The following is a 26,433-nucleotide window of genomic DNA, read 5'->3' on the forward strand; positions in this document are numbered from 1 at the left end:
GCTGACAGGGGAATGATCGTGCCTCTCCCGGTGCTCGCATCGGGAGAGGAGGCCGTATGGCGATGATGGGCGGTGGGCTCGGCCCCCAGGCGATGATGTCGTTCCGGCGGGACAGGTCGGTGACCAAGCAGCGTCTCGCGCCGGGCACGGTCAGACGCATCGCCGGTTACGCGCGGCCCTTCTCGCGGCACATCGCCGCCTTCCTCGCGCTGGTCGTGGTCGGCTCGGTCGTCGTGATCGCCAACCCGCTGCTGATGAAGGCGATCATCGACGACGGCGTCATCGCCAAGCGGCAGGGGGTGGTGATCGCCCTCGCGCTGGTCATCGCGGGGCTCGCGGTCCTCGACGGGGCGCTCACCCTGGCCCAGCGCTGGTTCTCCTCGCGGATCGGCGAGGGACTCATCTACAACCTGCGCACCGAGGTCTTCGACCACGTCCAGCGCATGCCGGTGGCCTTCTTCACCCGCACCCAGACCGGCGCCCTGATCTCCCGGCTCAACACCGACGTCATCGGCGCCCAGCGCGCCCTGACCAGCACCCTGTCGTCGGTCGTGGCCAACGTGGTCATGCTGGTGCTGGTCCTCGGCGCCATGCTGGTGCTCTCGTGGCAGATCACCGTCGTCGCCCTCGTGCTGTTGCCGATCTTCATCCTCCCCGCGAAGTGGGTCGGCAGGAAGATGTCCGGGCTCACCCGCGAGCAGATGGAGCTCGACGCCGAGATGAGCACCATGATGACCGAGCGGTTCAACGTCGCCGGGGCGATGGTCGCCAAGCTGTACGGCCGCCCGGCCGACGAGACCGCCGCCTTCGGCGACAAGGCGGGGCGGGTGCGTGACGTCGGCGTCACCGTCGGCATGTACGGGACGGTCTTCCGCGTCGCGCTCGGCCTGGTCGCGGCGCTGGCCACCGCCCTGGTGTACGGCGTGGGCGGCGTGCTGGCCGTCTCCGGCGTCTTCGAGCTCGGCACCCTGGTGGCCCTCGCCGCCCTCCTGATGCGCCTGTACGGTCCCCTGACGAGCCTGTCGAACGTGCACGTGGACGTGATGACCGCGCTGGTGAGCTTCGACCGGGTCTTCGAGGTCCTCGACCTGCGGCCCATGATCGCCGAGAGGCCCGGCGCCGTGCCCCTCCCCGGCGGGCCGGTCTCCGTGGAGTTCGACGACGTCCGGTTCAGATACCCGTCGGCCTCGGAGGTGTCGCTGGCCTCGCTGGAGGCGGTGGCCCGCCCCGACACCGGGCCCGGCCACGAGGTGCTGCGCGGCGTGACCTTCACCGCCCGCCCCGGCGAGATGGTCGCCCTGGTCGGCCCCTCGGGCGCGGGGAAGACCACCATCACCGGCCTGGTCTCCCGTCTCTACGACGTCACCGAGGGCGCGGTCCGCGTCAACGGCCTGGACGTGCGCGACGCCACCCTGGCCTCCCTGCGCGACACCGTGGGGGTCGTCATGCAGGACGCCCACCTGTTCCACGACACCATCGGGGCCAACCTCCGCTACGCCAGGCCGGGGGCCACCGACGAGGAGATCTGGGACGCCCTGCGGGCCGCCCAGATCGCCGACCTGGTCCTGGACCTTCCCGAGGGCCTGGAGACCGTGGTGGGCGACCGGGGCCACCGGCTGTCCGGCGGCGAGAAGCAGCGGCTGGCCCTGGCGAGGCTGCTGCTCAAGGCGCCCCGGGTGGTCGTCCTCGACGAGGCCACCGCGCACCTCGACTCCGAGTCCGAGGCCGCCGTCCAGCAGGCGCTGAAGGTCGCGCTGGCCGGGCGCACCTCGCTGGTCATCGCCCACCGGCTCTCCACGATCCGCGAGGCCGACCAGATCCTGGTGATCCAGGACGGCCGGGTGGTCGAGCGGGGCCGCCACGAGGAGCTGCTGGCCAGGGGAGAGGTATACGCCGAGCTCTACCGGACCCAGTTCAGCCAGACCTCCTGACCCCTCCCGGATCCGGTCCGGCCGGACTCTTCGCCTTTTCCCGGACCTGGGTCACCGGACCTGCTGACAGGGGGCGGCGCGGCTCCGAGTGGATCTTCCGGGGCCAATGGTGTTAGATCATGGGTACGTGGACGACCGGCTGAAACGCGATGACCTGACTGACGACGAGTGGGGGCGGCTGGCGCCGTTGCTGCCCGCTCACGCCCGGCGGGGAAACCGGTGGGCCGATCACCGCACGATCATCGACGGGGTGTTCTTCCGCTCCAGGACCGGCTGCCCCTGGCGCAAGCTGCCGGAGACGTACGGCAACTGGAAGACCGTCTACAACCGGCACCGCCGGTGGTCGGCGGACGGCACCTGGGAGACGATCCTGGGCGCGCTGCGGACCGGCGAGGACCCGGTTCCCGGCTCCGGGCCCGCCCCCTGGGGGGACATCCGGCCCGGTGCGACGTTCGAGGTCCCGAACTGGTGACCCGCGCCGCGCCCCCGTGACGAAGGGGCCCGGACGGCTCGTACGGACGGCACGGCACGGGGGAGCGCCCGCCGGCGTCAGGACGAGGCGTAGCCCAGGCGGGTGAGCTCCTCGCGGGCGACCTTCGCCACCAGTTCGGCGTCCTGCCCGCGCAGGCGGGTGCGCCAGACACCGACCTTCGGGACGTTCCTGCCCAGCAGGGCGATCTTGGGGACCCGCGTCTCCAGGAAGCCGGAGAGCCCCTCCAGGGCCTCGGCGGGGGAGGAGGCCAGGTCCTCGTAGCGCAGGGTGAGCAGCTGCTCCCTGGGCAGCTCCTGGTGGAGCGAGGCCGACAGTCGCACCGCGCTGCGCCAGCGCAGCGCGCACTTGCCCGCCGTGGGCATCGCCTTCCAGCGCTCGCGGTGCTCGCCGGAGTTGACGCCGAGGAACGGGTTGGGGAACTCCGTCTCGTCGCTCAGCATGGCCGGCTTGAACCACGTCAGGGACGCGGGGTCGGCCAGCATGTCGGCGGCCACGTCGCGGCCGTCCCTGATGAGCTGGACGAAACGGGCGTCGGGGAAGGCCTGCAGCAGCACCGAGGCGCTGTAGAGCAGGTCGGGGCTGGCGTCGCCGAAGCGGACCACGGAGCCCGAGGCCACGCAGGGCCCCGCCCCGGTCACGCCGCCCGCCTCCCGGCACGGGGCCGGGCACTCCTCGCAGGCGCCGGGGACGATCTGCCAGGACTCGGCCATGGCGTCGCGGAGCACGCGGGTCGCGCCCATGCCCCGTCCCGCGATCGAGGGCCGCCGGGCGAAGGCGTAGACGACGTGCGCCACCGCCGCCCGTCCCATGGTGACGTGGAATCCGGGGGAGCGTTTCAGGGCGCGGGCCAGCAGGTCCGCGCCGGAGTGCGGGGCGGCGAGCACGAACACCGGCCTGCGGACCTTGATGCCGTTGACCACCAGGATGTGGGGCGGAGGTCGCATATGAAAGCCCAGTGTGGCACCGTTTGCGGAGTGAACGAACCGGCCGCCGGGATACGGGTCCCGCCTCCGCCGCGTCCGGGCGACACGGTGGCGGTGGTCGCCCCGTCCGGACCCCCCGATTCCGAGCGGCTGGCGCGTGGCATCCGCGTCCTGGAGGGGCTCGGGCTGAAGGTCGTCGTCGGTGCCCACGTCCTCGACAGGGACCGCTACCTCGCGGGCTCGGACGCCGGCCGCGCGGCCGACCTGCGGGACGCCTGGTGCGATCCCGCGGTGAGCGCGGTGCTCTGCGCCCGGGGCGGCTACGGCGCCACCCGCCTCCTCGGCCACCTCGGCCCCCTCGACTGGGACGCCATGCGGGCCGCCGGCCCCAAGGCGCTGGTCGGCTCCAGCGACGTCACCGCCCTGCACAGCGCGTTCGCCGTGGAGCTGGGCGTCGCCTCCTGGTTCGGGCCGATGCCGGCCTGCTCCACGATCAGCGACCCCGAGGGGCCCGAGCCGCGCACCTTCGAGAACTTCACGGCCGCCCTCGCCGGAGCCCCGCCGACGATCACCGGCGACCGGGTGATCGTTCCCGGCGAGGTCACGGCGCCGGTCACCGGCGGTAACCTCACCCTGCTGGCCGCGCTCTGCGGAACGCCGTACGCGCTGTCGGCACGGGGCCGGATCGTCCTGCTGGAGGACGTCGCCGAGGCCCCGTACCGGATCGACAGGATGCTCACCCAGCTGCTGCAGGCCGGGGCGCTCGACGGGGCGGCGGGGTTCGTCCTGGGGTCCTGGGTCGGCTGCGGCGACCCCTACCCGGTGCTGGAGGAGCTGCTCGCGCCGCTCGGGGTGCCTGTTGTCGCGGGGCTTCCGATAGGGCATGGAAAGCCACAGTTTTCTGTATTGCTCGGGGCACTTGGTGCTATTGATGCAAAATCGTGCTCTCTGGCCTACTCAACAGGGGGCGCCGACAAGGCACGCTAGGTGCGAACCTAGGAGGAAACCGGCAGAGGGGGCGCACGCGTGAGATTGTTCCGGCGGCACCGTGACCGGCGGACCGAGACGCCGCGGCGTCCGGTCGAAGAGGTCGATCTCGACTCCCTGCTCGCCCTGGTCGCGGACAGTCTCGGCTACACGTGCGCCTTCGATCCCGGCGGCGGGACCCTCACGCTCACCGGCCCGCGCCGGGTCGTGGTACGGCTCACCGGACTGCGCGCCGAGGCGCTCCGGAGCTCCCGCGAGGACTGGCCCATGCTCGTCTCCGAGCACCTGACCCACACCCTGGCCACGGTGGACGAGCCGTTCGACGCCTGCGAGCTGGAGCAGGTGCGCCCGATGCTGCGGACCCGCATCCAGCTCGACGACGACCTCGAGCCGGCCCGCGTGGTCGGGCGCCACCTCACCGCCGACCTGGTCGAGGTGCTCACCATCGGCGACGCCGTCTCCGGGCGCCCGGTCCGCCCCGAGGAGGTCGGCTGCTGGCCGATCACCGCGGGCCAGGCGCTCGACCTCGCCCTGGAGAACACCCACCGGGAGGAGCGGCTCTCGGTCACGGAGGGTGACCTCGGCGGCGTGGCGGTCCGCAGGCTGACCGGCCCCACCGAGGGCGCCGCCGCCCACCTGCGCAGGCTGGGCGACTATCTTCCGGTCCCCTCCGACGGGGTCCTCGTCGCCCTGCCCGACCCGGCGACGCTGATCGTCCATCCGGTCGAGAGCATCGGCGTGGTCCGCGCGATCGAGCGGCTGCGGCTGTTCGCCCAGCGGGAGTTCGACAGGCGTGCCGGCGCCCTCAGCCCGCAGGTCTACTGGTGGCACGGCGGCCGTCTCTCCCTGATCAGGGCCGACCTGGTCAGCCAGGACGGGCAGACCCGGCTGGTGGTCGCGCCCCCGCCGGACTTCGCCCGGGTCCTCGCCGCCCTCGCCGTCCGCCCCGACGGCGCCACCGGCGGCTGACGACCGGCCACCCCCGGGGGTCCCCGGTGGCCCGTTTTCGTACGGCGGAATCGTGAGCCGCGGAGACTTCCCGTACGGCGGAATCGTGAGCCGTGGAGACGGCACCGGCGCGGGCGCGAGATGATGAGACGCCCCCGCGCCCGTCCCGGCCGCCGCCGACGCCCCGGGGCCGGACGGGTCCCGGACCGGTACCGGCGCCCCGGCCCGTGCCCTGGCCGTGGTCGCCGGATGCGGGATGACGGGGCCCGATGTACGAGGAGTGGACATGGCGCAGTGGTGCCTCGGTGTCGATCTGGGGACGAGCTTCTCCGCCGGGGTGATGGCGGCGGAAGGGCGCTTCGACGTCCTGGAGGTCGAAGGAGAGCGGCGCATCCCCTCCGCGGTCATGCTGGACGAGCGGGGGACGCTCGTGGCGGGCAGGATCGCCCAGCGGGGCATCGCGATCAGCCCCGAGCGCGTCGAGCGCAACCCCAAGCGCTACGTCGGCCGGGGCCGGATGCTGCTCGGCGGGGTCCCGGTGGACGTCGCCGACGCCCTGGCGGCGCTGCTCGAACTGTTCGTCAGCGAGGGGCGGCGGCGGTTCGACGGCGCCGACCCCGACTGCATCGCGCTCACCCACCCGGTGGCCTGGGGCGCCGACCGCAAGGCGGTGCTGCTCGCGGCGGCGAGGAAGGTCGTCAGCGGCGTGCGGATCGCGCTCATCGACGAGCCGGTGGCCTCGGCCCGCTACTTCGCGTCCGCGGGGCGGGCGACCGGCGGCTCGCGGCTCGCCGTCTACGACCTCGGCGGCGGCACGTTCGACGCGGCCGTGCTCACCGTGGACGGCGGCGACTTCGCGGTCGTCGGCGAGCCGGGGGGCAGCGACGAGATCGGCGGCGAGGGGTTCGACGAGCAGGTCTTCGCGTTCCTCGGCGCCCAGATCGAGCGGCTCGACGCCGACTGGTGGCTGCAGGTGACCACCAACCCCGAGCGCCGCTACGTCAGCTACGCCGCCGACCTGCTCAAGATGGCCAGGGAGGCGAAGGAGACGCTGTCGAAGTTCGACACCTCCTCCCACTACGTGGTGGGCATCAACGAGGACGTGCACATCACCAGGGCCGACCTGGAGGACCTCATCGGCGAGGAGATCGTCAGGACGGTCGACATCCTCGACGAGACGATCCGCGGCGCGGGGGTCGAGTCGGACGAGCTGGCCGCGGTGTTCATGACCGGCGGTCCCAGCAGGATGCCGCTGGTCCAGAAGGCCGTACGCGAGCGCTTCGGCGAGCGGGTGAGGACCTACGACGACCCGAAGATCGTGGTCGCGTACGGCGCCGCGCAGCTGGCCTGGAAGCTCAAGGTCGAGCACCGCGAGCCCGGCCCGGGCCCTGTCCCCGCCACCGGCGGCCACCCGGTGCCCACCGGCGCTCCCGGCGTTCCCGGCGTTCCCGGTGCCGGGCGGGTCTCCGGTACGGAGCAGCGGGCCTTCACCGGCCCCGCGGCGGACTCCCCGGTCCCCGCGGGCGGTCCGGCCGGGGGCCACCGGCCTCCCGGCGCGCCGGTCGCGGGCCCGATCGCCTCCCCGCGGGCCTTCACCGGCCCGGCGGGCGGCGCCACCGGGGACCACCGGGTGCTCACCGGCCCCGAAGACGGCGCCACCGGCGGCCACCGGGCCCCCACCGGCCCCCCAGGGGTCTCAGGGGCAGGGGGTGCCGGGGGCGGCGGGGGCGGGCCCACGGTCCAGGGGATCGAGAAGGTCATGGACGCCGTGCTGGAGGCGCGGGCCGAGGCGGGCCGGGTCTTCGTCCACCAGGCCTTCGACCACGGCCACTTCCTGCGCAGGCTCGACGGGATCGGCGGCCGCCACGACCGGGAGCTCCGCTTCGGCAGGCTCGTGGAGTGGGCCGCGTCCGGAGAGGGCGTCGTGGCCGTGGAACAGGTGGGGCCCGCGCAGGTGCTGGTCCGCACCCTCACCCCCGACCTGGCCATCCGCGCCACCCACCCGCTGCAGATGTGGGGCGACCCGACCGTGATCGCCCATGGCCGTACGGCGTGGGTCTTCTTCCAGCCCCGGCAGGCCGTCCCGGTCGACACCTCGATGGGCCTGCCCTGGGGCGAGACCGGCCACCTGGCCATGGTCGAGATCGACCTGGCCGGGACCTTCGCCTTCCAGGCTCCCCAGCCGCGCGAGCTGGGCCCGTACGCCCAGTGGTTCCTCAACGAGGACAACAGGCTGCGCCGGCTGCTCGACCAGGAGGCCCCCAGTGGTACCGAGCCGTCGCCCTCGGTGGGCGCGCCGGGCTGCACCGTGGTGCTCGGGCAGTTCACCAGCAACAAGCCGATGTTCCAGAACCGCCACCAGGACTTCAGGCCGTGGCAGGTGCTGTGCCTGGTCGACCCAGGTGGCGTCGTGCGCCCGACGGTGCGCGAGCCGGGGCGGAGCTGGCTGCACCAGGTGGTCCTGCACCGGGGCAGGTGGTTCACCTCCGGTTCGGCGGGGCTGGAGGCCGACACCGCGGACGGCAGGACCAGGCTGGTCATGCCGCGGCCCCGGGGCGGCGCGCTGCGCTGGTTCCCGGCCGGTGGCCAGATCTACGCGGTCGGCGTCGACCAGGTGAGCCCGGCGAGGGGCTGGTCGGTCGGGATCTTCGACCAGCGCTCCCAGACGCTGGAGTTCCTGATGGGCAAGCAGTCGGCGACGCTGGCCGGTCACCTCACCTCACGGCACCGCTGGGAGCGTCCCAGGTTCGTCGCCGACGGCGACTCGATGTGGATGACCATGCGCGACGCGGGCCGCAGCAGGCTGCTGCACGTCACCCCGGCCGGGGCGCGGGAGGTGCACCGCACGCCGGGGACGTTCGAGCCGGTCGCCCGGGTTCCCACCGGCCTGCTCTGCCTGCACCACCCCGACGACGCGACCGGCGCCGCCCGCGACCAGCCCGCCACCCTGGTGCACCTGCCGCTCTGACCGTTCACGGCCCCGGCCCGGGGAGGCGGGGGCCGTGAACGCCTTCACGGGCGTGTCACACCCCCCCGTGCCCGGCCCCCGGTTCCCCGCCGGCACGAAAACCGACGACGGGCGACGGCGGGCGACGGGCGACGACCGGCGACGAGCGACGATCGCCGACGACGGGCGAGGGCCGACGCCGACGTGTCGTCCGGGCGGAGACCTGCCCTGTTGGCCGTTCGAGGCCGGTGATCGTCCCGTACGGCCCCCGGTCACCGGGACAGCGCCCGGAACACCCCAAGATCGGATGTCCCGGGCGGCCGATCGCCCCGCGGAACACCCCCGCAAGTGGCTGTGAGCCAAATCACGGTTGAGGTTGACCTTGGGTCAGGGTGCACGTTCGTCGCAACGGCACGACGCCGACCGGACATAACGGATTTGAAGGAGTGCGCCACCATGTCCATCACCCTTTCCGACCAGGACAAGAGCACCTTGCGGACCGCCGCGTACGGCGCCGTGTCGCTGATGGCCGCCGCGGACGCCACCGGTAAGCCTCGCGAGACCGCCATGAACGGTTCCGTCACCCTGGCGTCGGCGACCGGCCCGATCGGGCACGTGCTCGCCGCGAGGTCGAAGGACATCGACCTGAGGAGCGAATCCGTCGCCGAACTCGCCGATCAGGTACTCCCGGCCCTGACCGCGGCCATGAGCCTGCTCGAGAAGCAGGATCCGGTCGAGGCCGGCAACTTCCGCGGCGTCGTCCTCATCGCCGTCGACGCGGCCGCCCGGTTCCGCCGGGGAGCGCCCAACCCCGCCCTGGCCGAGATGGCCCGCAAGATCACCGCAGCCCTCGACGCCGCCGGGGTGGCCACCGCGGAGAGTGGTGCCGCGCCGATGGCCTCCGGTGGGCAGGATCGTCCGGAGCTGCGGAAGGTGATCGAGGAGATCGTCGACTCCGGGTTCATCGGGGTGTCGTTGCGCGTGAACGACGAGCGGGGCGAGTGGGTCGGCAGCGCCGGGGCGGCCGAGCTGGGCGGGGCCGCCAGGCCGCCGATCGACGGGCACGTCCGGATCGGCAGCAACACCAAGACCTTCACCGCGACCGTGGTGCTGCGGCTGGTGGCCGAGGGAAGGATCGAACTCGACGCCCCGGTGGCGGACCACCTGCCCGAGTTCGGGCTGGACGAGCGGATCACGGTGCGGATGCTGCTGCGGCACACCAGCGGGGTGTTCAACTTCACCGGCGAGGTCCATGACGACGGGACGATCGCGCCGGGCATCCCCATCCCCTACGGCACCACCGGCAAGGAATGGATGGACAACCGGTTCAGGACCTACCGGCCGCAGGAGCTGGTGGAGCTGGCGCTGTCCAAACCGGCGCGGTTCGAGCCGGGGACGGGCTGGAGCTATTCCAACACCAACTACGTGCTGGCCCGGCTGCTGATCGAGAAGGTCACCGGCCGCTCGCTCGCCGAGGAGACACGGCGGCTGATCCTGGAGCCGCTCGGGCTGTCGGACACCGTGGTGCCGGACGCCTCGCCGGAGATCCCCGAGCCGCACGCCCACGCCTACTACCGGTACGAGGAGGCCGGCCGGGAGAAGACGGCCGACGTCACCCGCCAGAACCCCTCCTGGATCTGCACCGGCGGCGACATGATCTCTACCACCAAGGACCTCCACACGTTCGTCTCCGCGCTGCTGCGCGGCGAACTCCTGCCGGCCCCGCTGCTGGCCGAGATGTGCGCCCCGCACCCGACGGGCATCCCGAACATGGACTACGGCCTGGGTGTGTTCGTACTGACCACGGACGGCGGCACCGTCATCTCCCACAACGGCGCCGCCGCGGGCCACGCGGCGCTGATGTACGGCACGCCCGACGGCGGCAAGACCCTCACCGCCGCGCTGAACTGCGTGGACGACGCCGGCTTGTCCATCGCGGCAGCGTTCCAGGACGCCCAGCGAAGGCTCCTCAACGAGGTGTTCGGTGGTGAGCGGGCTGCCCCGGCCCGGCCGGCGAACTGAACACCTGTGCCCCGCACGCCTGGAGGGGCGGCCCCTTCCCGCCGCGCGTCGGGGAGAACGCGAACCGGGGCCGGGCCGGGCTCGGCAAGCCCGGCCCGTCCACACGCTCGGCCATGGTCCGCCTGGTCGCCGAGCTCGAACACGAGGCAGGATCTCGCAGATGAACGGAGTCACGATCGGGCAGGCGGCGGCGTTCGTCGGCGTCACGGTGAAGACGGTGCGGCACTACCACAAGCTTGGCCTGGTGAAGGAGCCGGAACGCGACGGCTCCGGTTACCGGCGGTACGGATCGGCCGATCTGTTGCGGCTGGTGCAGGTCCGGACACTGGCCGCCGCCGGGGTGCCGCTGGCCGGGATCGGACCCCTGATCGACGCCGACGTCACGCTGTTCACCGCCGCGCTCGCCGACGTCGAGCGGCGGCTCACCGAACAAATCGAGGAGTTGGTCGCGCGGCGTGACACGCTGCACCGGCTCGCCGACGGTGACCGGGCTCTGCTGGGCGACCGCGCCGTGGCGCTGCTGGAGCGGATGTCCGGCCTCGGATTCCCCGCGGACGCGGTGGCGGCCACCAGGGAGGGGTGGGTGCTGGCCAAGGCCCTGGCCCCGGAAGGCTTCGATGACTACCTCACCCATTTCGAGCACGCCCTGCACGACACCCGGCTCCTCGCCCTGACCGAGCGCGCGGCCGAAGCCGCGGCCTGGGAACCGGACGACCCCCGCATCGCGGAGCTCGCCACCGCCGTGGCCGACCACTACCTCACCGACCCCGCATTGCTGAAGACCGTCACCGGCCTGCAAGCCCGCACCGAGGCCGCGACCCGGTACACGCTGATCGCCCACCACGGCGAAGAGCGGACGCCGGCCGCGGCGCGGCTGGCCGCGCTTTTCGAGACCAGGCTCCGCGCCGCCGGCGTCCACATCCCCAGACCGGACTCCCACTGACCACGCCGTGCTCCGGCCCATCGGCGCGGCGACCGGCCGGGGCCCGCCCACGCCGGCCCGGCTCCACGAACGCCATGTCCGCCGGGCCGGCGTGAAAGACCGGAACGGCTCCTCCCCATCGATCTCCGGGAACCCCGCAACGCCTCCGATCCGAAGATCTCCAGGTCGGAACCGGGGAGCCATCGACGTCGGAACGGCGGACGGCGGCGACTCCGGCCGATCCGGCTCGCCGACGCCACCGGCCGTTCCGTTGTCGATCGAACCCCTCCTCACCCCCGGTCAGGTCGTCGGGGCGGGCACCGGCCGTTCCGCGCCCAGGGCGGCGACCGCGGTGGCGAGTTCCCTGCGGAGTTCCTGGCCGCGCGTGGTGAGGGTGCCGATCGCGGCGATGCGGTCCTCACCCGACTTGCGAGCCTTGAGACGGTCGGCGGCCGAGCGGGCGGAGGCGGACTTCAGCTCGGCCCGCCTGGTCTCCAGCTCCCTGCGGCGGCGTGCCAGGCTCTCGTCCGCGGTCTGCTCGACGCCCACCCGCCAGGTCGCCACCATCCGCTCCAGGTCGAGCGTCATCTCCCTGGCGACCACCGAGAACTGGTCGCGCAGCGCCCCCCTGATCGCCGCCTGGCTGCGCTGCACCTTCTCCATCGAGCGGCGTCCCATGAAGATGGCCGCCCCGATGGCCGGGGCGACCAGGATGAAGCCCACCGGGCCGAGCAGGGCCGTGGCGAAGCCGCCCAGGGACAGCCCGATCGAGGCCGAGGGCAGCACGTCCCGGATCAGGTCCACGCTGCCCGGGTCGTCCGCCGCCATGTCACCCTTGACCTGGACCTGCGTCAGGTTGGGCATCGCGCGGCCGTCGGTGGCGAGGTCGACCGGGTCGAGGCCGAGGTCGCGGGCGAAGGCGTCCAGCGTGGTCCTGGCCAGCTTCTCCACGTCGTACACGATCTGCGACCACGCCGCCTCCAGGGAGCGCTGCACGCTCTCCGGCAGCTCCGCCATGTACTGGTCGATCTGGGCCTGCTTCTTCAGCGTGGCGATCGTGTTCTCGTACGGCTGGCGGATCTCCGACACCCGCGCCGCGACGATGCCCGCCACCTCGCGCCCGAGGAAGGTGTTGGCCACCGCGCCCGCCCTGCGGCGTCCCGCCAGCTCGGTGAGCTCCGCCAGACCGGCGTCCACCTCGGCGAGCCGGGCGGTGACGTCGCCCTCGTCGTCGGAGCCCACGGCGACGTCGTCCTTCGCGCCGGTCGCGAGCGAGCCCAGCACCGACAGCGCGGCGGCGACCACCGTGGCGCCCCGCGCGGAGTCCCTGCCCTCGGCGAAGCCGCGCAGGTGCCGCTCCAGCACGTCCATGCCGCTGCGCGCCCGCAGGGTGTCGGCGCGTTCCGTGCGCCCCTCGCGGCGCTTGACCTCGGCGGCCTCGGCGAGCTTGGCGCTCACCGGGATCCACGGCGCCTCCAGGAGCGGGGCCAGCGTCGCCGCCCTGCCGGGACTCGCCGCGATCGCCTCGGTGACGAAGGTCCTCAGGCGGGCCTTGTTCTCCTCCTGCAGGGCGCGCCAGTTGGCGGAGTCCTCCACCTTCGTCAGGACGAACGCGATCGCCTGGACCCGCTCGGCGGCCTCGGCGAGGAACTCCAGCTCGTGCCTGAGCACCGGCTGGTCCTGGGCGCTGAGCGTGAACAGCAGCGCGTCGGCCCGCTGCAGCATCGCCACCGTCACCTGCCGGTGGCCCACCGTCAGGCTGTCCACGCCGGGGGTGTCGAGCAGCCGCAGGCCGTCGAGGAGGGGGTTGTCGAGGGTGATGTCCACGCTGACGACGTCGCGGCGCTTGCCCGCGTCGCCGCGCATCGAGGCGTAGTCGGGGATCGACTCGACGGTGATCGGCGTCTGGACCGGTCCCGCGTCGGTGCTGCGGTGCACGACGGCGGCGAGCCGGGGGCCGCGCCGCAGCGACAGGAAGCAGTTGGTGGCGACGTCGGCGTCGACGGGGAGCAGGTCGGGGTGGCCCACCAGCGTGTTGAGCAGCCGGCTCTTGCCGCGCTTCTGCGCCCCGGCGACCACGATGTCGGTGCACTCGTCCTTCCAGCGGCCCGCGCACGCGGCCAGCACCTCCGCGAGGTCCTTCCTGCCGCACTGCCCGGCCAGCGCGTGGACCTCGTTGGCGTAGCGCAGCAGCCTGGCCACGGGGCCGGTCGGGTCGGGGGTCGTCATTTCCTTTTCTCCTGTCGGGGATGGTTCGGGGGAGCGGGGGGAGAGAAACCGGTGCCGTCTCAGGAGCTGTAGTGCGCCCAGATGGTCTCGTACGCCTCGCACAGGGTCTCGGCCGCCCGTCGCTGCCGCAGGGAGAGCGGCCGGTGGGTGAGGGTGCGGAACCGGGCGCCCAGGGCTGCGGCGTAGCCGGCGACCTCGGCGCGCGGGGCTCCGGGCGGCGCGCCGAGCTGGGTGGCCAGCTCGGCGCCCGCGAGCAGGAGTTCCAGCGCCCGCCGGTCGTCGGCGGGGACCATGGGGGAGGCCCGCAGCGCCTCGATCGCGGCGGGGTCCACCCGGACCGGGGGGAGCGGTTCGCCGCCCCCGGCACCCGCGAGTCCCTCCCGCGCGGCCCCGTCCCGCGCCGCCTTCTCCAGCGCCACCTCGTCCAGCGCGGCGGAGACGAGGTCCTCCAGGACGGTCAGCACGTCCCTGGCCCGGTGCCCGCCGGTCCTGCCCTCGCTCATCATGGCGAGGGTGCGCCAGCGCATCGACGCCGCCGTGGCGGCCGGGGCGATCTCCGCGGGCGAGGCCCCCGGGGACAGGCCGAGCTGCTCGGCGGGCTCGTCGTGGCGGGCCAGGCGCAGCAGCTCCGCGGTCATCTCCTCGTTCAGCACGAGCGTGCCGCGGCCGAGTGCCTCGGCGGCGGTGAAGATCCGCAGGCCGCCCAGGGAGGTCGCGATCGGCCGGTTCTCGTCGAGCTGGGCCGCGAGCGCGTCCAGGGTGGCGCGGTCGGCGCCCAGCGCGGGCGTGCGGGCGATCGCGCGCAGTCGGGTCAGCGCGTCGAGCGCCTTCAGCTGGTCGGCGCGGCGGGCGAAGTGGGCGATGCCCGCGGCCACCGAGCCGGTCGCGGCCCGGCCCGCGGAGGAGTAGCCGGAACGCTCCAGCAGGTGGGCGGCGAGCGCCCCGGGGTCGGCGGTCCCGGTCGCGCGCACCGCCTCCACCGCGCTGGTGATGCCGTAGCGGTGCAGCCGCTCCACCAGCCGGTGCCGCACCTCGGCCGGTACGGGCAGCTCGGGCGCCGAACGGAAGTCGTCCAGGTCCAGGAGGTAGTCCTCCAGGTCGTCCTCGTCGAGCCCGGCCAGCGCCGCCAGGGCCGCCGCGTCCTCGGCGTCCAGCGGGCGGGCCCGCGCGGTCTCGGCGAGCAGGCCGATCACCGGGACCACGTCGAAGACGGAGGTGCGCAGGTCCGCGTAGCCCTTGGCGGCGAGCCGCCTGGCGGTCGGCCACGGGTCGCCCTCGTCGCCGCGCCGGTCGACCTGGCCGAGCACGGCGAGGGTGTTGACGCAGCTCATGCCGCAGGCGTCGGTCAGCCCCCGGAACTCGGCGAGGGTGGTGTCGTCGAACTTCTGGACGTAGCGCAGCACGTAGATCATCGCCTGCGCGCGGTCGTCCTCGTCGCCCGAGCCGAACAGCATGCTCCTGGCCGCCCGCTCGTTGGCGGCCGTCACCGTGTTCATGCCGGGGGTGTCGACGATGGTGATCGTGCGCAGCGACGGCAGGTCCAGCGTGACCCGCAGGCGCCGGATCCTGGCCACGTCGACGCCGAACTCGGCGGGGAGCCGGTGTCCGGGCAGCAGCCGGGAGTGGGCCACCCCGCCGTCGGTGAGCTCGACCGTGATGTGGCCGTCGTCCTCGCCGTACTCGTACTGGGTGACCACGAAGGTGCACTCGCCCGCGTCCACCGGGGCGATGGGGAGCCCGAGCAGCGCGTTGACCAGCGTCGACTTGCCGCTGCTCACCGCGCCCGCCACCGCGACCCGCAGCGGCGCGTCGAGTCCGGCGCGCACCTGCCTCACCCGTTCGCGCAGCTCCGCGCCGGAGAGCCTGGCCGCGGTGGTGTCGCACAGGCGGCGCAGCAGGTCCGCGGGCCCGGCGGGCCCGGCGTTCACGTGTCACCGTCCCGGCCGCCCGGGGCGTTCCCGCGGGCGGGTACGCGGGTCCGGCCGTCCGGCGGAGGCGTCTGAGCGGGCATGTCCGGGATCTCCTCCTCGGTGGGTACGGGAGCTCGATGAAAGGGCGTGAGGACGGGGCGGGGAGGGGCGTCTCAGCGCCCGGCGCCCGGGTCCGGGGATCCGTGGCGGTAGACGACGACCTGCGGCACGCGGATCACGCGCTCGCCGTCGGCGTATCCCCGCCTGACGGTCTCGGCGACGATGTCGTGCAGCTCGGGGCGCCCGGCCGTCTCGGTGCCGGACGCCTCGTGCAGGCGCGGGTCGAAGCGCTCGCCGTCGGCGACGATCTCCCGGACGCCCGCCCGGTTCAGCGCCTCCAGCAGCGTCCCGGCCAGCCGGGGGTGCCGCTCGGCGAGCTGGTCACGGTAGCCGACGCAGGCCGCCACCAGGGCCTCGCGCCCCGGGTGGCCACCGGAGAGGAGCCGTTCCACCTGCTGCGTGAGCGCGGCGCTGATCCCGCTCCCCGCGACCTCGGTCAGCGCCCCGGCCAGCGGGTCCGCAGGCAGGCCGGCCGGTGACTCCGACGGCGACCCCGACGGTGACCCCGCCGGTGGAGACGGTGATCCCGACGGTGATCCCGACGGTGATCCCGACGGTGACCCCGCCGGTGGAACCGGCGGCTGGAAGGACGGCGGAGCGGTGTGATCCGCGCCGGGCCGCCCCGGTGCCGGTCCCGCCCCACCCGCGGGGAACGGCGGCATCAAGGGTGGTGCGGGAGCCGCCCGCCAGGTGCCGGGCAGAGGCGCCCGGGATGCGGCGGGGCGGTCACGGCGCCACAGGTACAGGCCCACGGCCACCACGGCCACCACGGCCACCGCGACCAGGACGCCCGCCGCCACCGCGAGCACCGGGGGCGGCGGGAGGAACCCGGACGGTGTTCCCACCGTGACGGGCCCCGCCTCCCCGGGACGCAGGGAGCGCACCCCGCCGTCACGCAGCGGTGCCGACGGCGCGCCGACCGCCTCCCCTCCGAACCCGGTGACCGCGCCGCAGCCGGCCAGCGCCGGCCAGGCCAGGAACAGGGAAAGGAACGCGCGTCGGTCCCTCATCGCAGGCCTTCCTCGTCGGCCGCCCGTGTGACCCGGATCCGGGTCCCCCCTCGGTGAGATCACACGGGCTCGTGCCGGTCTCTCTGGTTCTGACGGTCAGACGGTTCAGACGGTCGGGAACGGGCCCACGGTCTCGGTGTAGTCGGCGACCCCGTCGCCGTTCAGGTCGACCCGGGTCTCGTCGATGTAGCCGTCGCCGTCGTGGTCGAGGTAGACGACGTCGGTGACGCCGTCGCCGTCGGTGTCGTAGCGCTCCTCGTCGGCGAGGCCGTCGCCGTCGATGTCGATCAGCTGGGCGTCGGTGCCTCCGTCGCCGTCGTAGTCGACCAGGTCAGTGCTGCTCACATCGAAATCGCTCATTGGTCCGATCCTTTCCGGTGGTGTTACATCGGATGAGAGTCACGATCGCACCGGATTGTTGCAGCCGAATCCCAGATTTCTTAGCGGATTTCCGAAAAGTCGTCCTGCTGTCATCACTTATCCGGACTAAAAGGGATGAAGTGGTCCGAAAGTCCCCGGATGGTCCCGGATGTCGCCGTCTCAGCTGAGCGCGCGGGCGGTGTGGATCAGCGGAACGTGGCTGAACGCCTGCGGGAAGTTGCCGACCATCCGGCCGTAACGGGGGTCGTACTCCTCGGCGAGCAGGCCGACGTCGTTGCGGAGCGACAGCAGGCGCTCGAACAGCTCGACGGCCTCGTCCTTGCGGCCGATCATCGCCAGCGCCTCGGCGAGCCAGAAGCTGCACGCCAGGAACGCGCCCTCGCCGCCGGGCAGGCCGTCCACGTCGTTGTCGGCGGAGACCGGGTAGCGCAGCACGAAGCCGTCGACCATCAGCTCGCGCTGGATCGCCTCCACCGTCCCGACCACGCGGGGGTCCTCCGGCGGCAGGAAGCCGACGATCGGGATGAGCAGCAGGGCCGCGTCCAGCTCCCGCGAGCCGTACGACTGGGTGAAGGTGCCGCGCACCGGGTCGAAGCCCTTGTCGCAGATCTCGGCGTGGATGCGGTCGCGCAGCTCCTTCCAGCGGGTCAGCGGGGCGGCCTTGCCGAAGGCCTCCACCTGCTTCACGGCCCTGTCGACGGCGACCCAGCACATCACCTTGGAGTGGACGAAGTGCCGGCGCGGGCCGCGGACCTCCCACAGGCCCTCGTCGGGGTCGCTCCAGTGCTCCTCGACGTAGGAGATCAGCTCGAACTGCAGGGTCCACGCCCGATGGTCCGCCTCCAGGCCGGAGACGCGGGACAGGTGCAGGGAGTTCATGACCTCGCCGTAGACGTCCAGCTGGAGCTGGTTGACCGCGCCGTTGCCGATCCTGACCGGCCGGGAGTTCTCGTAGCCGGGCAGCCAGTCGAGCTCCAGCTCCGTCAGCCTGCGCTCCCCGGCGACGCCGTACATGATCTGCAGGTCCTGGGCGCGGCCCGCGATGGCCCGCAGCAGCCAGGCCCGCCACGCGCTGGCCTCCTCCAGGTATCCGGCGCCGATCAGGGCGTCCAGGGTCATGGTGGCGTCGCGCAGCCAGCAGTAGCGGTAGTCCCAGTTGCGGACGCCGCCGATGTCCTCGGGCAGCGAGGTGGTCGGGGCGGCGACGATGCCGCCGGTGGGGGCGTACGTGAGCGCCTTGAGCGTGATGAGCGAGCGGAGCACGGCGTCGCGCCACGGGCCCTGGTAGGTGCACTGCTCGACCCACTCGGCCCACAGCGCGTCGGTCTCGGCCAGCTGCTCGTACGGGTCGATCTCGACGGGCCTGGGCTCGTGCGAGGGGTGCCAGGTGAAGACGAACGCCAGGCTGTCGCCCTCGGACACCTCGAACCGCGCCCGGTGGGCGTAGTCGCTGCCCTCCAGCGCGACGGGGGAGTGCAGCCACACGGAGTCGGGCCCGCCGACGGCCTGCAGCAGGCCGTCGCTGCGGCGCACCCAGGGCACGATGCGGCCGTAGTCGAAGCGGATGCGGATCTCGGTGGCCATCTCCACCGTGCCGGACACGCCCTCCACGATCCTCACCAGGTCGGGGTTGGTGTGTCGGGTGGGCATGAAGTCGGTCACCCGCACCGTGCCGGTCGGGGTGTCCCACTCGCTCTCCAGGATGAGGGTCTCGCCCCGGTAGCGGCGCCGGGTGGCCTGCGGACGCTCGGCGTGCGCGGGGCCGATCCACCACTGGCCGTTCTTCTTGTCGCCGAGCAGCGCCCCGAAGCAGGAGGGCGAGTCGAAGCGCGGCAGGCAGAGCCAGTCGATGGAGCCGTTACGGCCGATCAGGGCCGCCGACTGCATGTCGCCGATGAGAGCGTAGTCCTCGATCCACATGCCTCGAAGCTAATGCCTTCGCGTGATCCACGGTGGCCTCGGGAGGAACTGGGCGCCCGGCTTCGTCCTGGGCATGAAGAACTGGCTCAGCGGCCCGATGGCGAGGGCGAACACCAGCGTTCCCACCCCCACGGTCCCGCCGAGCAGCCAGCCCGCGGCCAGCACGGTGACCTCGATGACGGTGCGCGCCGCGCGGATCGACAGGCCGAGCCGGTTCAGGCCGGTCATCAGGCCGTCGCGCGGCCCGGGGCCGAGCCCCGCGCCGATGTACAGGCCGGTCGCGGCGCCGGTGACCACGACGCCGAGCAGGAGGTACGTCCAGCGCGCGGCGAGGGCGTCAGGGGCCGGGAGCAACCACATGGCCGCGTCGGCGAACAGGCCGAGGAAGACGACGTTGCTGAGGGTGCCCACCCCCGGCCGCTGCCGCAGCGGGATCCACAGCAGCATGACCAGGGCGCCCACGATGATGATCCAGGTGCCGATCGACAGGCCCATGTGGATGGAGAGCCCCTGGTGGAACACGTCCCAGGGGCTGCCGCCCAGCCGCGACTCGATCTGCAGGGCGACGCCGACGCCGTAGAGGGCCAGGCCCGCGTACAGACGGGTGAGCCGGTTGGGGAGGGAGACGAGGGCGGGCAGGGAAAGTTCACTCATAATGGTGCTAATCGTCCAGGCCATAATGTCGGACCAAAAGGGCCAATCACGAGAAGTGGCCTTACGATGGCCGTCATGGATCGGTATCTGAGCGGCCCCCAGCTCGCCCGCCTCCTGTCGATCGACCCCGCCGCCAGGCCCTACTACCGGGTCCTGGCCAGGACCGTGCGGTCGCTGGTCCTCGACGGGCGGCTGCCCGTGCGGGTGCGGGTGCCCGCCGAGCGGAACCTCGCCGAGGCCCTGGGGGTGAGCCGCACCACCGTGACCTCGGCCTACGACCTGCTCCGCGAGCAGGGGTACCTGGAGAGCAGGCAGGGCGCGGGAAGCTGGACCGCGCTGCCCGACGCGGGCTCGCTGGGTACCGACAACCCGTGGCTCGCCGCCGGGGACGACGGGCTGCTGCCGATGCACGCCGCGGCGCCGAGCGCGATCTCCACGCTGCCCGAGGCGATCGCCGCGGCCACCGGCCGCTATCCCCGCTACACGCTCGGCATGGGCTACGACCCGGTCGGGGTCGCCCCGCTGCGCCAGGCGATCGCGGCCCGCTACACCGCGCGCGGGGTGGCCACCCGTCCCGAGCAGATCCTCGTCACCACCGGAGCCCAGCAGGCCATCCACCTGGTGACCACGATGCTGCTCTCCCGGGGCGACCCGATGCTGGTGGAGTCGCCCACCTACCCGCACGTCCTCGACCTGGGCAGGATGCGCGGCGCCAGGATCGTCCCGGCCGGTATCCCCGACGAGGGCTGGCGTGATCTGGACCTGCTGACCTGCGCGATGCGCCAGTCGGCGGCCCGCCTCGTGTACGTCATCCCCGACTTCCAGAACCCGACCGGCCACCTGATGGACGACGCGGCGCGGGCGGCCCTCGCCGCCGCGGCGAGGCGGTACGGCACCACGCTGGTGGTCGACGAGAGCTGGTGCGAGCTGGCGATCGACGAGGGCGCCGCGGCCACGCCGCTGGCCGCGTTCGACACCGACGGCAGGGTGATCACCATCGGCTCGGCGTCCAAGCTGTGGTGGGGCGGGCTGCGCATCGGCTGGATCCGCACCAACGCCGCCACGGTCCGCCGCCTGGCCGTGCTCCGCGCCTCCGTGGACATCGCCAGCCCGCTCTTCGAGCAGCTGGTGGTGGCCGAGCTGTTCGAGGACATCGAGGGGGCCAAGATCGAGCGGAGCCGCCTCCTCGGCGCCTCCAGGGACGTCCTGGCGGCCGAGCTGGCGGCGCGCATGCCCGACTGGAGCTTCCTGACGCCCCGGGGCGGCGGCTCGCTGTGGATACGGCTGTCCGGCCCCTCGGCCGTCGCGCTCGCCGACGCGGCGGCCTGCCAGGGGGTCCGCCTGGCCCCGGGGCAGTGGTTCGGGATGGACGGCACCCTGGAGGGGCGGCTGCGCCTGCCCTTCACCCAGCCGCCCCGGGTCCTCGTCGAGGCGGTGCGGCGCATCGCCGAGGCCAGGCTGAGGGGGGCGTACGGCATCCGCCCCGCCGAGCCCCTCACCCCGACCCTGTGAGGCGGGTGGTTCAGTCCGAGGGGACGCCCCTGGCCAGCGGGGCCCGCAGTCCCAGTCGCACGGCCGCCATCCGCAGTCCGAAGGCGAGGAGCGCGGCGGCCACCGTGGCCGGCCAGCCGTGCAGGTCGAGGGTGTAGAGCAGCGCCATCAGCGCCGAGCCGAGCATGGCGGGCACCGCGTACAGCTGGCGGTCGTACAGCAGGGTGGGGATCTGCCCGGCGAGGACGTCGCGCAGGATGCCGCCGCCGACCGCGGTGGTGACCCCGAGCAGGGCCGCGTGCAGCGGGGAGAGGCCGAAGTACATCGCCTTCTCGGTGCCGACCGCGCAGAACAGGCCGAGCCCCGCGGCGTCGAACACGTTCACCGCGGGCATCACCCGCTCGACCTGCGGATGCCAGAAGAACACGATCGCCGTGGCCAGCACCGGCACGACCACGTAGCCGACGCTGGAGAAGGCCGCGGGCCGCACGTTCAGGATCAGGTCGCGCGCGATCCCGCCGCCCAGCGCGGTCATCTCGGCCAGCACGGTCATGCCCACCACGTCGAGCCGCCTGCGCACCCCGACGAGGGCGCCCGAGAGGGCGAAGACGAAGATCCCGATGAGATCGAGCACATGATTCACTGACAAATCATCCCATGACCGGATATATACGCTTTCCATGAGGTCGATGGGGAGGTCAGGACGCCGGGGCCGTGTCTGTGTCCGTGTCCGGCGCCCGGTGCTCGCGCATCATCGCATGCAGCCTTCCGGCGAACGCGAGCAGCACCAGCGACGCCACGATGGAGATCGTGGCGAGGGTGAGGAAGTACGCGGGCTCCGACATGTGGTTCCTCAGCCGTCCCGTCTGACCGCCCACCGCGTCGCCCACCGAGAAGGAGAGGAACCACAGCCCGAGCATCTGGCTCTTGAACGCCTCGGGGGCGAGCTTGGTGGTGACCGAGAGCCCGACCGGGCTCAGCGCCAGCTCCCCGAAGACCTGGACGAGGTAGACCAGCACCAGCCACCACACCGAGATCCTCCCGGTCTGGGCCAGCAGGGCGGCGAGAGCCATGATCATGAAGCTCAGGCCGTTGACGAACAGTCCCGCCGAGAACTTGTGGGGAGCGGTCACCCGGTTGCCCAGCCGGACCCACAGCGCCGCGAAGACCGGCACGAAGATCATGATGAACAGCGGGTTGAACGCCTGCGTGGTCGCCGGGGTGATCCGCAGCCCGAACAGCGACAGGTCCGTGTTGTTCTGGGCGAAGAACAGCAGCACGGTCGGCGCCAGGTCGTAGACCATCCAGAAGATGGCGGCCGCGACGAACAGCCAGACGTAGGCCTTCATCCGGGAGCGCTCGTCGTCGGTCAGGTTGTGGCTGCCCAGCAGGATGTAGCCGAAGTAGAGCACCGGCACGGTCACGATGAGCAGCGTCATCACCAGGGCGAAGGTGTCGAGGCTGAAAGTGCCCGAAGCCCCCCACACGGCCAGCGCGCCGCCCGCCACGACGACGGCCGCGACGAGGGCGAGGGTGAAGTGACGGCGCTCGCGCGGGGTCATCCGGTGGCCCGGCCGCTCGCCCACGCCCATGAGGTGGCGCCTGCCCAGCACGTACTGGACCAGGCCCAGCGCCATGCCGACCGCCGCCGCGCCGAAGCCCAGGTGCCAGCGGTCGCCCTCGGCGAGCCTGCCCACCACGACGGGGGCGATGAAGGCGCCGATGTTGATGCCGAGGTAGAAGATCGAGAAGCCCGCGTCCCTGTGCGCGTCGTCGTCCTGCGCGTAGAGCTTGCCGACCATCGTGGAGATGTTGGGCTTCAGCAGCCCGGTCCCGGCGATGATGAGGAACAGGCCGAGCGCGACGAAGACGCCGCCCCTGACGGGGACGGCCATGCTGATGTGGCCGCACATGATGACGACGCCGCCGCACAGCACCGCCCTGCGGGCGCCGAGGATCCGGTCGGCGATCCAGCCGCCGGGCAGGGCGACGAGATAGATGAGGGCGCCGTAGATGCCGATGATCGCCTGGGCGGTCTGCTGGGTGAGCCCGAGGCCGCCGGTGGCGGGGGAGGCGGCCATGAAGGTGGCGAGGATGGCCCGCAGCCCGTACCAGCTGAAGCGCTCCCACATCTCGGTGCCGAACAACGTGGCGAGGCCGCGCGGATGCCCGAAGAAGGTCCTGCCGCGAGCCCGTGTTCCCGATGGCATGCGTCCCCCCGAACGTCATCGCGTGATCAGAGGCTAACTCTACGTACGCCTCCTCCCGGGGCCGGAAAGCCGGTTGTGCAATGTGGCGTTTCTTCTCTCTTTCAGGGGCTTGTCCAAGGGGAACGGCGTGTGGTGCGATGCATGCCACTCGTGCAAGTGAGCACTTTCTGGAGGCGCGTCATGGCCGGTGTCCTTGAGGAGCGGGCGGCGATCGAGAGGGAGATCGCGGGCCGTACGGTCTGCGGTCAGCTGAAGGAGGCGGCGGAGAGCAATCCCGACGCGCCCGCGTACTCCGACCCGGTCGAGGGGGGCTGGTCCACCCTCACGTACTCCCAGGCCAGGCAGCGGGTCCTGGAGATCGCCGCCGGTTTCGCCGCCCTCGGGCTGGAGCCCGGCGAGGCGGTCGCGCTCATGATGGTGAACCGCAGCGAGCACGTGCTGGCGGACCTGGGCGCGGTGCACGCCGGCGCCGTGTCCTGCTCCGTCTACTCGACCTTCGCCCCCGAGCAGGTGGCGTTCGTGGCCGGTGACGTCGCGGCCCGGATCGCGGTGCTCGGCGGACCGGCCGACCTGGCCAGGTGGGAACCGGTGCTGGACGAGCTCCCCGGACTGCGCAAGGTCATCGTGCTGGAGGGAGCCCCGGCCGGGGACCGGTTCATCTCCTGGGACGACTTCCTCGCCCTCGGCCGCGAGACGCTCGCCGCCGACCCCGCCGCCGTCGACGCCCGCTGGCAGGCGGTGACCGCCGACGACGTCCTCACCGTCCTGTACACCTCCGGCACCACCGGCAACCCCAAGGGCGTGCCGCTCACCCACGCCAACGTGTTCTTCGAGGTCGTGGCCACCAACCGGATGGCCGAGCTGCCCAGCAACGGCACCCAGATCTCCTACCTCACCTACGCGCACATCGCCGAGCGGGTGCTCAGCCTCTACCTGCCGCTCTTCAAGTTCTCCCACACCCACTTCTGCACCGACCTCGCCCAGCTCGGCGCCACCCTCGGCCAGGTCAAGCCGGTGCTGTTCTTCGGGGTGCCGCGCGTGTGGGAGAAGATGATGGCCCGCCTGCAGGCGCTGCTGGCCACCCAGCCGGAGGAGCAGCAGGAGGGCGTGCGCCAGGCGATGGCCGCCGGGCTCGCCTACGTCGAGGCCAACCAGTACGGACGCACCCCCTCGCCCGAGATCCTCGCCGCCTACGAGCAGGCCGACGCCGCGCTGCTGTCGATCATCCGGTCGATGATCGGCTTCGACAACGCGGGCTGGCTCGCCACCGCCGCCGCGCCGATGCCGCTGGAGGTCCAGCGCTTCTTCGCCGGTCTCGGCCTGCGGGTCCTCGACGTGTACGGCATGACCGAGACGACCGGCGCGTTCACCGCCAACGCCCCCGAACGCTACAAGCTCGGCACGGTCGGCCAGGCGGGCCCCGGCGTCGAGGTGCGGATCGCCGAGGACGGCGAGATCATCACCCGCAGCCCGGCCAACACCCGCGGCTACCTCGGGCGCCCCGAGGCCACCGCGGAGCTGCTCGACGAGGACGGCTGGCTGCACACCGGAGACGTGGGCTCCATCGACGAGGACGGCTTCGTCAGCATCGTCGACCGCAAGAAGGAGCTCATCATCACCTCCGGGGGCGAGAACATCTCCCCGGCCAACATCGAGAGCCACCTCAAGGAGCACCCGCTCATCGGCCAGGCCCTCGCCTACGGCGACGGCAGGCCGTACCCGGTGGCGATCCTCACCCTCGACGGCGAGGTGGCCCCCGGCTGGGCGCAGGCCAACGGCGTCTCGTTCACCACCCTGGCCGACCTCGCCGAGCACCCCGACGTCCTCAAGGCCGTCGAGGGCGCGATCGCCGTCGCCAACGAGAAGCTCGCCCGCGTCCAGCAGATCAAGCGCTGGCGCCTGCTGCCGGTGGAGTGGACGGCCGAGAGCACGGAGCTCACCCCGAGCCTGAAGCTCAAGCGCCGCGTCATCCACGCCAAGTACGCGGAGATCATCGACGGCATGTACGAGGGCTGACCGCACGGCGTGTGCGAGGGCTGAGCACAGGGACCGCGTGAAAGCCCATCGCGCGGCGTGTGCGAAGGCCCGGCGCACGGACCGTACGAGAGCCGGTCGCACGGCACGTGCGAGAACTGATCACGAGGAGACCGAGAGCAGCGCCCGAGCCGCCCGAGCCGCCCGAGCTGCCCGGCGCCCGCCGTCGCCGGGCGCCGGGCTCTCCTTTTCCCAGGCTCCCGGGCTCCCGGGCATCCTCCGGCCGGCGGTGGCGATCCCCGCCGGCACGCCGGTCCCACGGCAGAGGACACGGCAGAGGACACGACAGGGGAACGGCCGGGCCTGGGGGCTCCCGCGGGGCGGCTCTCGTTTTGCCCAACGGGGCGTGTGTCCTCTACCTGCTTGTTACCGGCGGCCTCCTAGCGTCCTGATCATGACGATGAGAGTCCTTCTCGCATCCCTGGCGGCCGGGGCAGTGACCCTGCCGGCACCGGCCGGAGCCCCGGCCGCCGCCGCTGTCGAGGACCTGACGATCCGCTCGGTGACCCTGCGCCCCGCGAACCCCGTGGTCGGGCCCGCCGACTCCGTACGCATGGTGATAGAGGTGGTGGCCCGGGGCGTCAGCGGCCCCGAGGGGGTGAAGATCAAGGTCGAGCCCGGCGCGCCTCCCGCCTCGGCGGGCCCGCCCTTCCCCGTCACCGCGCCCCGTCCCGGAGCCACCGCGCCCCGCCCCGGGGCGTCCGCCCGGCCGGGGCCCGGCCGGGAGCCGGCCCTCGCGCCCGGACCGGCGCCCGGCCCGGTCGTGGCCGCCCGCCTCATCCCCGGCGCGGCCGGGGCGGCGGCGGGGAGGATCCTCTCCCGCCCGGGGGAGGGTTGGGTGACCTGGCGGTTCGCCCCGGAGCGGAGCCTGAGCCGCTGGTACCCGGCAGGACCGTGGACGGTCTCCGTGACCGCCAGGGGCGCGGACGGCGCCGAGGTCACCGGGCACACAGGTTTCCTGCTGAAGCGCCTGACCAGGTTCGGCGGGGTGGAGGCGGTCAGGGAGAACTCGGGTGTGCGGGTGACGGGCGTGCTGAACCGGGTCGACCCGCAGGGGGACCTCGACTACGCGCCCTTCCCCGGCCAGCCCGTCGAGATCCTGCACCGGCCGGGGAAGAAGGCGGCGTGGACGAGGGTGGCCGGCGCCACGACCGACTCCCACGGACGTTTCACCCGGACCGTGGGCGACCGCACGGGCGGTGAGTGGCGGATCCGCTTCCAGGGCACCAACCACTACGCCCCCAGGCTGGGCATCGTCCACCAGGTGACGCGCTAGGCGTCTCCTGGTGGATCACCGGGCC

The 26,433-nt window shown here is 72.8% G+C and carries 19 protein-coding genes; 10 read left to right on the top strand and 9 right to left on the bottom strand.

What is annotated here, in order from left to right:
* The first annotated feature begins 56 nt into the window (after window positions 1-56).
* Complete coding sequence (locus ACFFRH_RS16875; protein ID WP_344746289.1) at window positions 57-1,931, top strand: ABC transporter ATP-binding protein; 1,875 nt, start codon at window positions 57-59, stop codon at window positions 1,929-1,931.
* A gap of 127 nt (window positions 1,932-2,058) precedes the next feature.
* Entirely contained in the window at window positions 2,059-2,403 is a 345-nt protein-coding gene (locus ACFFRH_RS16880) for a transposase (protein ID WP_386157504.1), read from the top strand.
* 77 nt (window positions 2,404-2,480) lie between these two features.
* Here the strand turns inward: ACFFRH_RS16880 and ACFFRH_RS16885 are convergent, their stop codons facing one another.
* Window positions 2,481-3,368: a sulfotransferase family protein gene (locus ACFFRH_RS16885; RefSeq protein WP_344746290.1), complete on the bottom strand. Its 888-nt coding sequence runs from the start codon at window positions 3,366-3,368 to the stop codon at window positions 2,481-2,483.
* Window positions 3,369-3,398: 30 nt separating this feature from the next.
* On the opposite strand from ACFFRH_RS16885, the gene ACFFRH_RS16890 reads away from it, so the two are divergent.
* From ACFFRH_RS16890 to ACFFRH_RS16910, 5 genes are all read left to right on the top strand, one after another.
* The gene (locus ACFFRH_RS16890) at window positions 3,399-4,334 is read left to right on the top strand and encodes a S66 peptidase family protein (RefSeq protein ID WP_344746291.1); all 936 of its coding nucleotides are present in this window, start codon (window positions 3,399-3,401) and stop codon (window positions 4,332-4,334) included.
* Window positions 4,335-4,373: 39 nt separating this feature from the next.
* Window positions 4,374-5,303, top strand: a complete 930-nt coding sequence (locus ACFFRH_RS16895; protein WP_344746292.1) for a hypothetical protein — start codon at window positions 4,374-4,376, stop codon at window positions 5,301-5,303.
* Window positions 5,304-5,568: 265 nt separating this feature from the next.
* A complete protein-coding gene (locus ACFFRH_RS16900) occupies window positions 5,569-8,250 on the top strand; it encodes an Hsp70 family protein (protein ID WP_386157509.1) in 2,682 nt (893 codons plus the stop codon).
* A 435-nt stretch (window positions 8,251-8,685) separates the two neighbouring features.
* Window positions 8,686-10,251 carry a serine hydrolase domain-containing protein gene (locus ACFFRH_RS16905; RefSeq protein WP_344746294.1) on the top strand — a complete coding sequence of 522 codons (1,566 nt, stop codon included), beginning with the start codon at window positions 8,686-8,688 and terminating at the stop codon, window positions 10,249-10,251.
* Between the two features lie 160 nt (window positions 10,252-10,411).
* Window positions 10,412-11,194, top strand: a complete 783-nt coding sequence (locus ACFFRH_RS16910; RefSeq protein ID WP_344746296.1) for a MerR family transcriptional regulator — start codon at window positions 10,412-10,414, stop codon at window positions 11,192-11,194.
* 279 nt (window positions 11,195-11,473) lie between these two features.
* Here ACFFRH_RS16910 and ACFFRH_RS16915 read toward each other — a convergent pair whose 3' ends face one another.
* The 6 genes from ACFFRH_RS16915 to yczE form a co-directional block, all read right to left on the bottom strand.
* On the bottom strand, window positions 11,474-13,402 hold the full coding sequence (locus tag ACFFRH_RS16915; protein ID WP_344746297.1) for a dynamin family protein: 1,929 nt from the start codon (window positions 13,400-13,402) through the stop codon (window positions 11,474-11,476).
* 59 nt (window positions 13,403-13,461) lie between these two features.
* Window positions 13,462-15,330 (bottom strand): dynamin family protein, encoded by a 1,869-nt coding sequence (locus ACFFRH_RS16920; RefSeq protein WP_386157515.1) that lies wholly within the window; start codon window positions 15,328-15,330, stop codon window positions 13,462-13,464.
* Between the two features lie 155 nt (window positions 15,331-15,485).
* Window positions 15,486-16,442, bottom strand: a complete 957-nt coding sequence (locus ACFFRH_RS16925) for a nucleotide exchange factor GrpE (RefSeq protein WP_386157518.1) — start codon at window positions 16,440-16,442, stop codon at window positions 15,486-15,488.
* Between the two features lie 105 nt (window positions 16,443-16,547).
* The gene (locus tag ACFFRH_RS16930) at window positions 16,548-16,802 is read right to left on the bottom strand and encodes a hypothetical protein (protein ID WP_344746303.1); all 255 of its coding nucleotides are present in this window, start codon (window positions 16,800-16,802) and stop codon (window positions 16,548-16,550) included.
* Between the two features lie 180 nt (window positions 16,803-16,982).
* Window positions 16,983-18,743, bottom strand: a complete 1,761-nt coding sequence (locus ACFFRH_RS16935) for a glycoside hydrolase family 15 protein (RefSeq protein ID WP_386157522.1) — start codon at window positions 18,741-18,743, stop codon at window positions 16,983-16,985.
* Between the two features lie 9 nt (window positions 18,744-18,752).
* Window positions 18,753-19,397: a membrane protein YczE gene (gene yczE / locus ACFFRH_RS16940; RefSeq protein ID WP_344746304.1), complete on the bottom strand. Its 645-nt coding sequence runs from the start codon at window positions 19,395-19,397 to the stop codon at window positions 18,753-18,755.
* Between the two features lie 75 nt (window positions 19,398-19,472).
* Here yczE and yczR point away from each other — a divergent pair, with 75 nt between their 5' ends.
* Window positions 19,473-20,909 (top strand): MocR-like transcription factor YczR, encoded by a 1,437-nt coding sequence (yczR, locus tag ACFFRH_RS16945; RefSeq protein WP_386157526.1) that lies wholly within the window; start codon window positions 19,473-19,475, stop codon window positions 20,907-20,909.
* A gap of 10 nt (window positions 20,910-20,919) precedes the next feature.
* Here the strand turns inward: yczR and ACFFRH_RS16950 are convergent, their stop codons facing one another.
* Window positions 20,920-21,531: a trimeric intracellular cation channel family protein gene (locus tag ACFFRH_RS16950; RefSeq protein ID WP_344746306.1), complete on the bottom strand. Its 612-nt coding sequence runs from the start codon at window positions 21,529-21,531 to the stop codon at window positions 20,920-20,922.
* Between the two features lie 55 nt (window positions 21,532-21,586).
* Complete coding sequence (locus tag ACFFRH_RS16955) at window positions 21,587-23,098, bottom strand: peptide MFS transporter (protein WP_344746307.1); 1,512 nt, start codon at window positions 23,096-23,098, stop codon at window positions 21,587-21,589.
* 180 nt (window positions 23,099-23,278) lie between these two features.
* Between ACFFRH_RS16955 and ACFFRH_RS16960 the strand changes: the two genes are divergently transcribed.
* Both ACFFRH_RS16960 and ACFFRH_RS16965 read left to right on the top strand, forming a co-directional pair.
* Entirely contained in the window at window positions 23,279-25,114 is a 1,836-nt protein-coding gene (locus tag ACFFRH_RS16960; RefSeq protein ID WP_386157930.1) for an AMP-dependent synthetase/ligase, read from the top strand.
* A 412-nt stretch (window positions 25,115-25,526) separates the two neighbouring features.
* Window positions 25,527-26,408, top strand: a complete 882-nt coding sequence (locus ACFFRH_RS16965; RefSeq protein ID WP_386157530.1) for a hypothetical protein — start codon at window positions 25,527-25,529, stop codon at window positions 26,406-26,408.
* Window positions 26,409-26,433: the final 25 nt, after the last annotated feature.

The organism is Streptosporangium vulgare (genome assembly GCF_042428775.1).
GTDB lineage: Bacteria > Actinomycetota > Actinomycetes > Streptosporangiales > Streptosporangiaceae > Streptosporangium > Streptosporangium vulgare.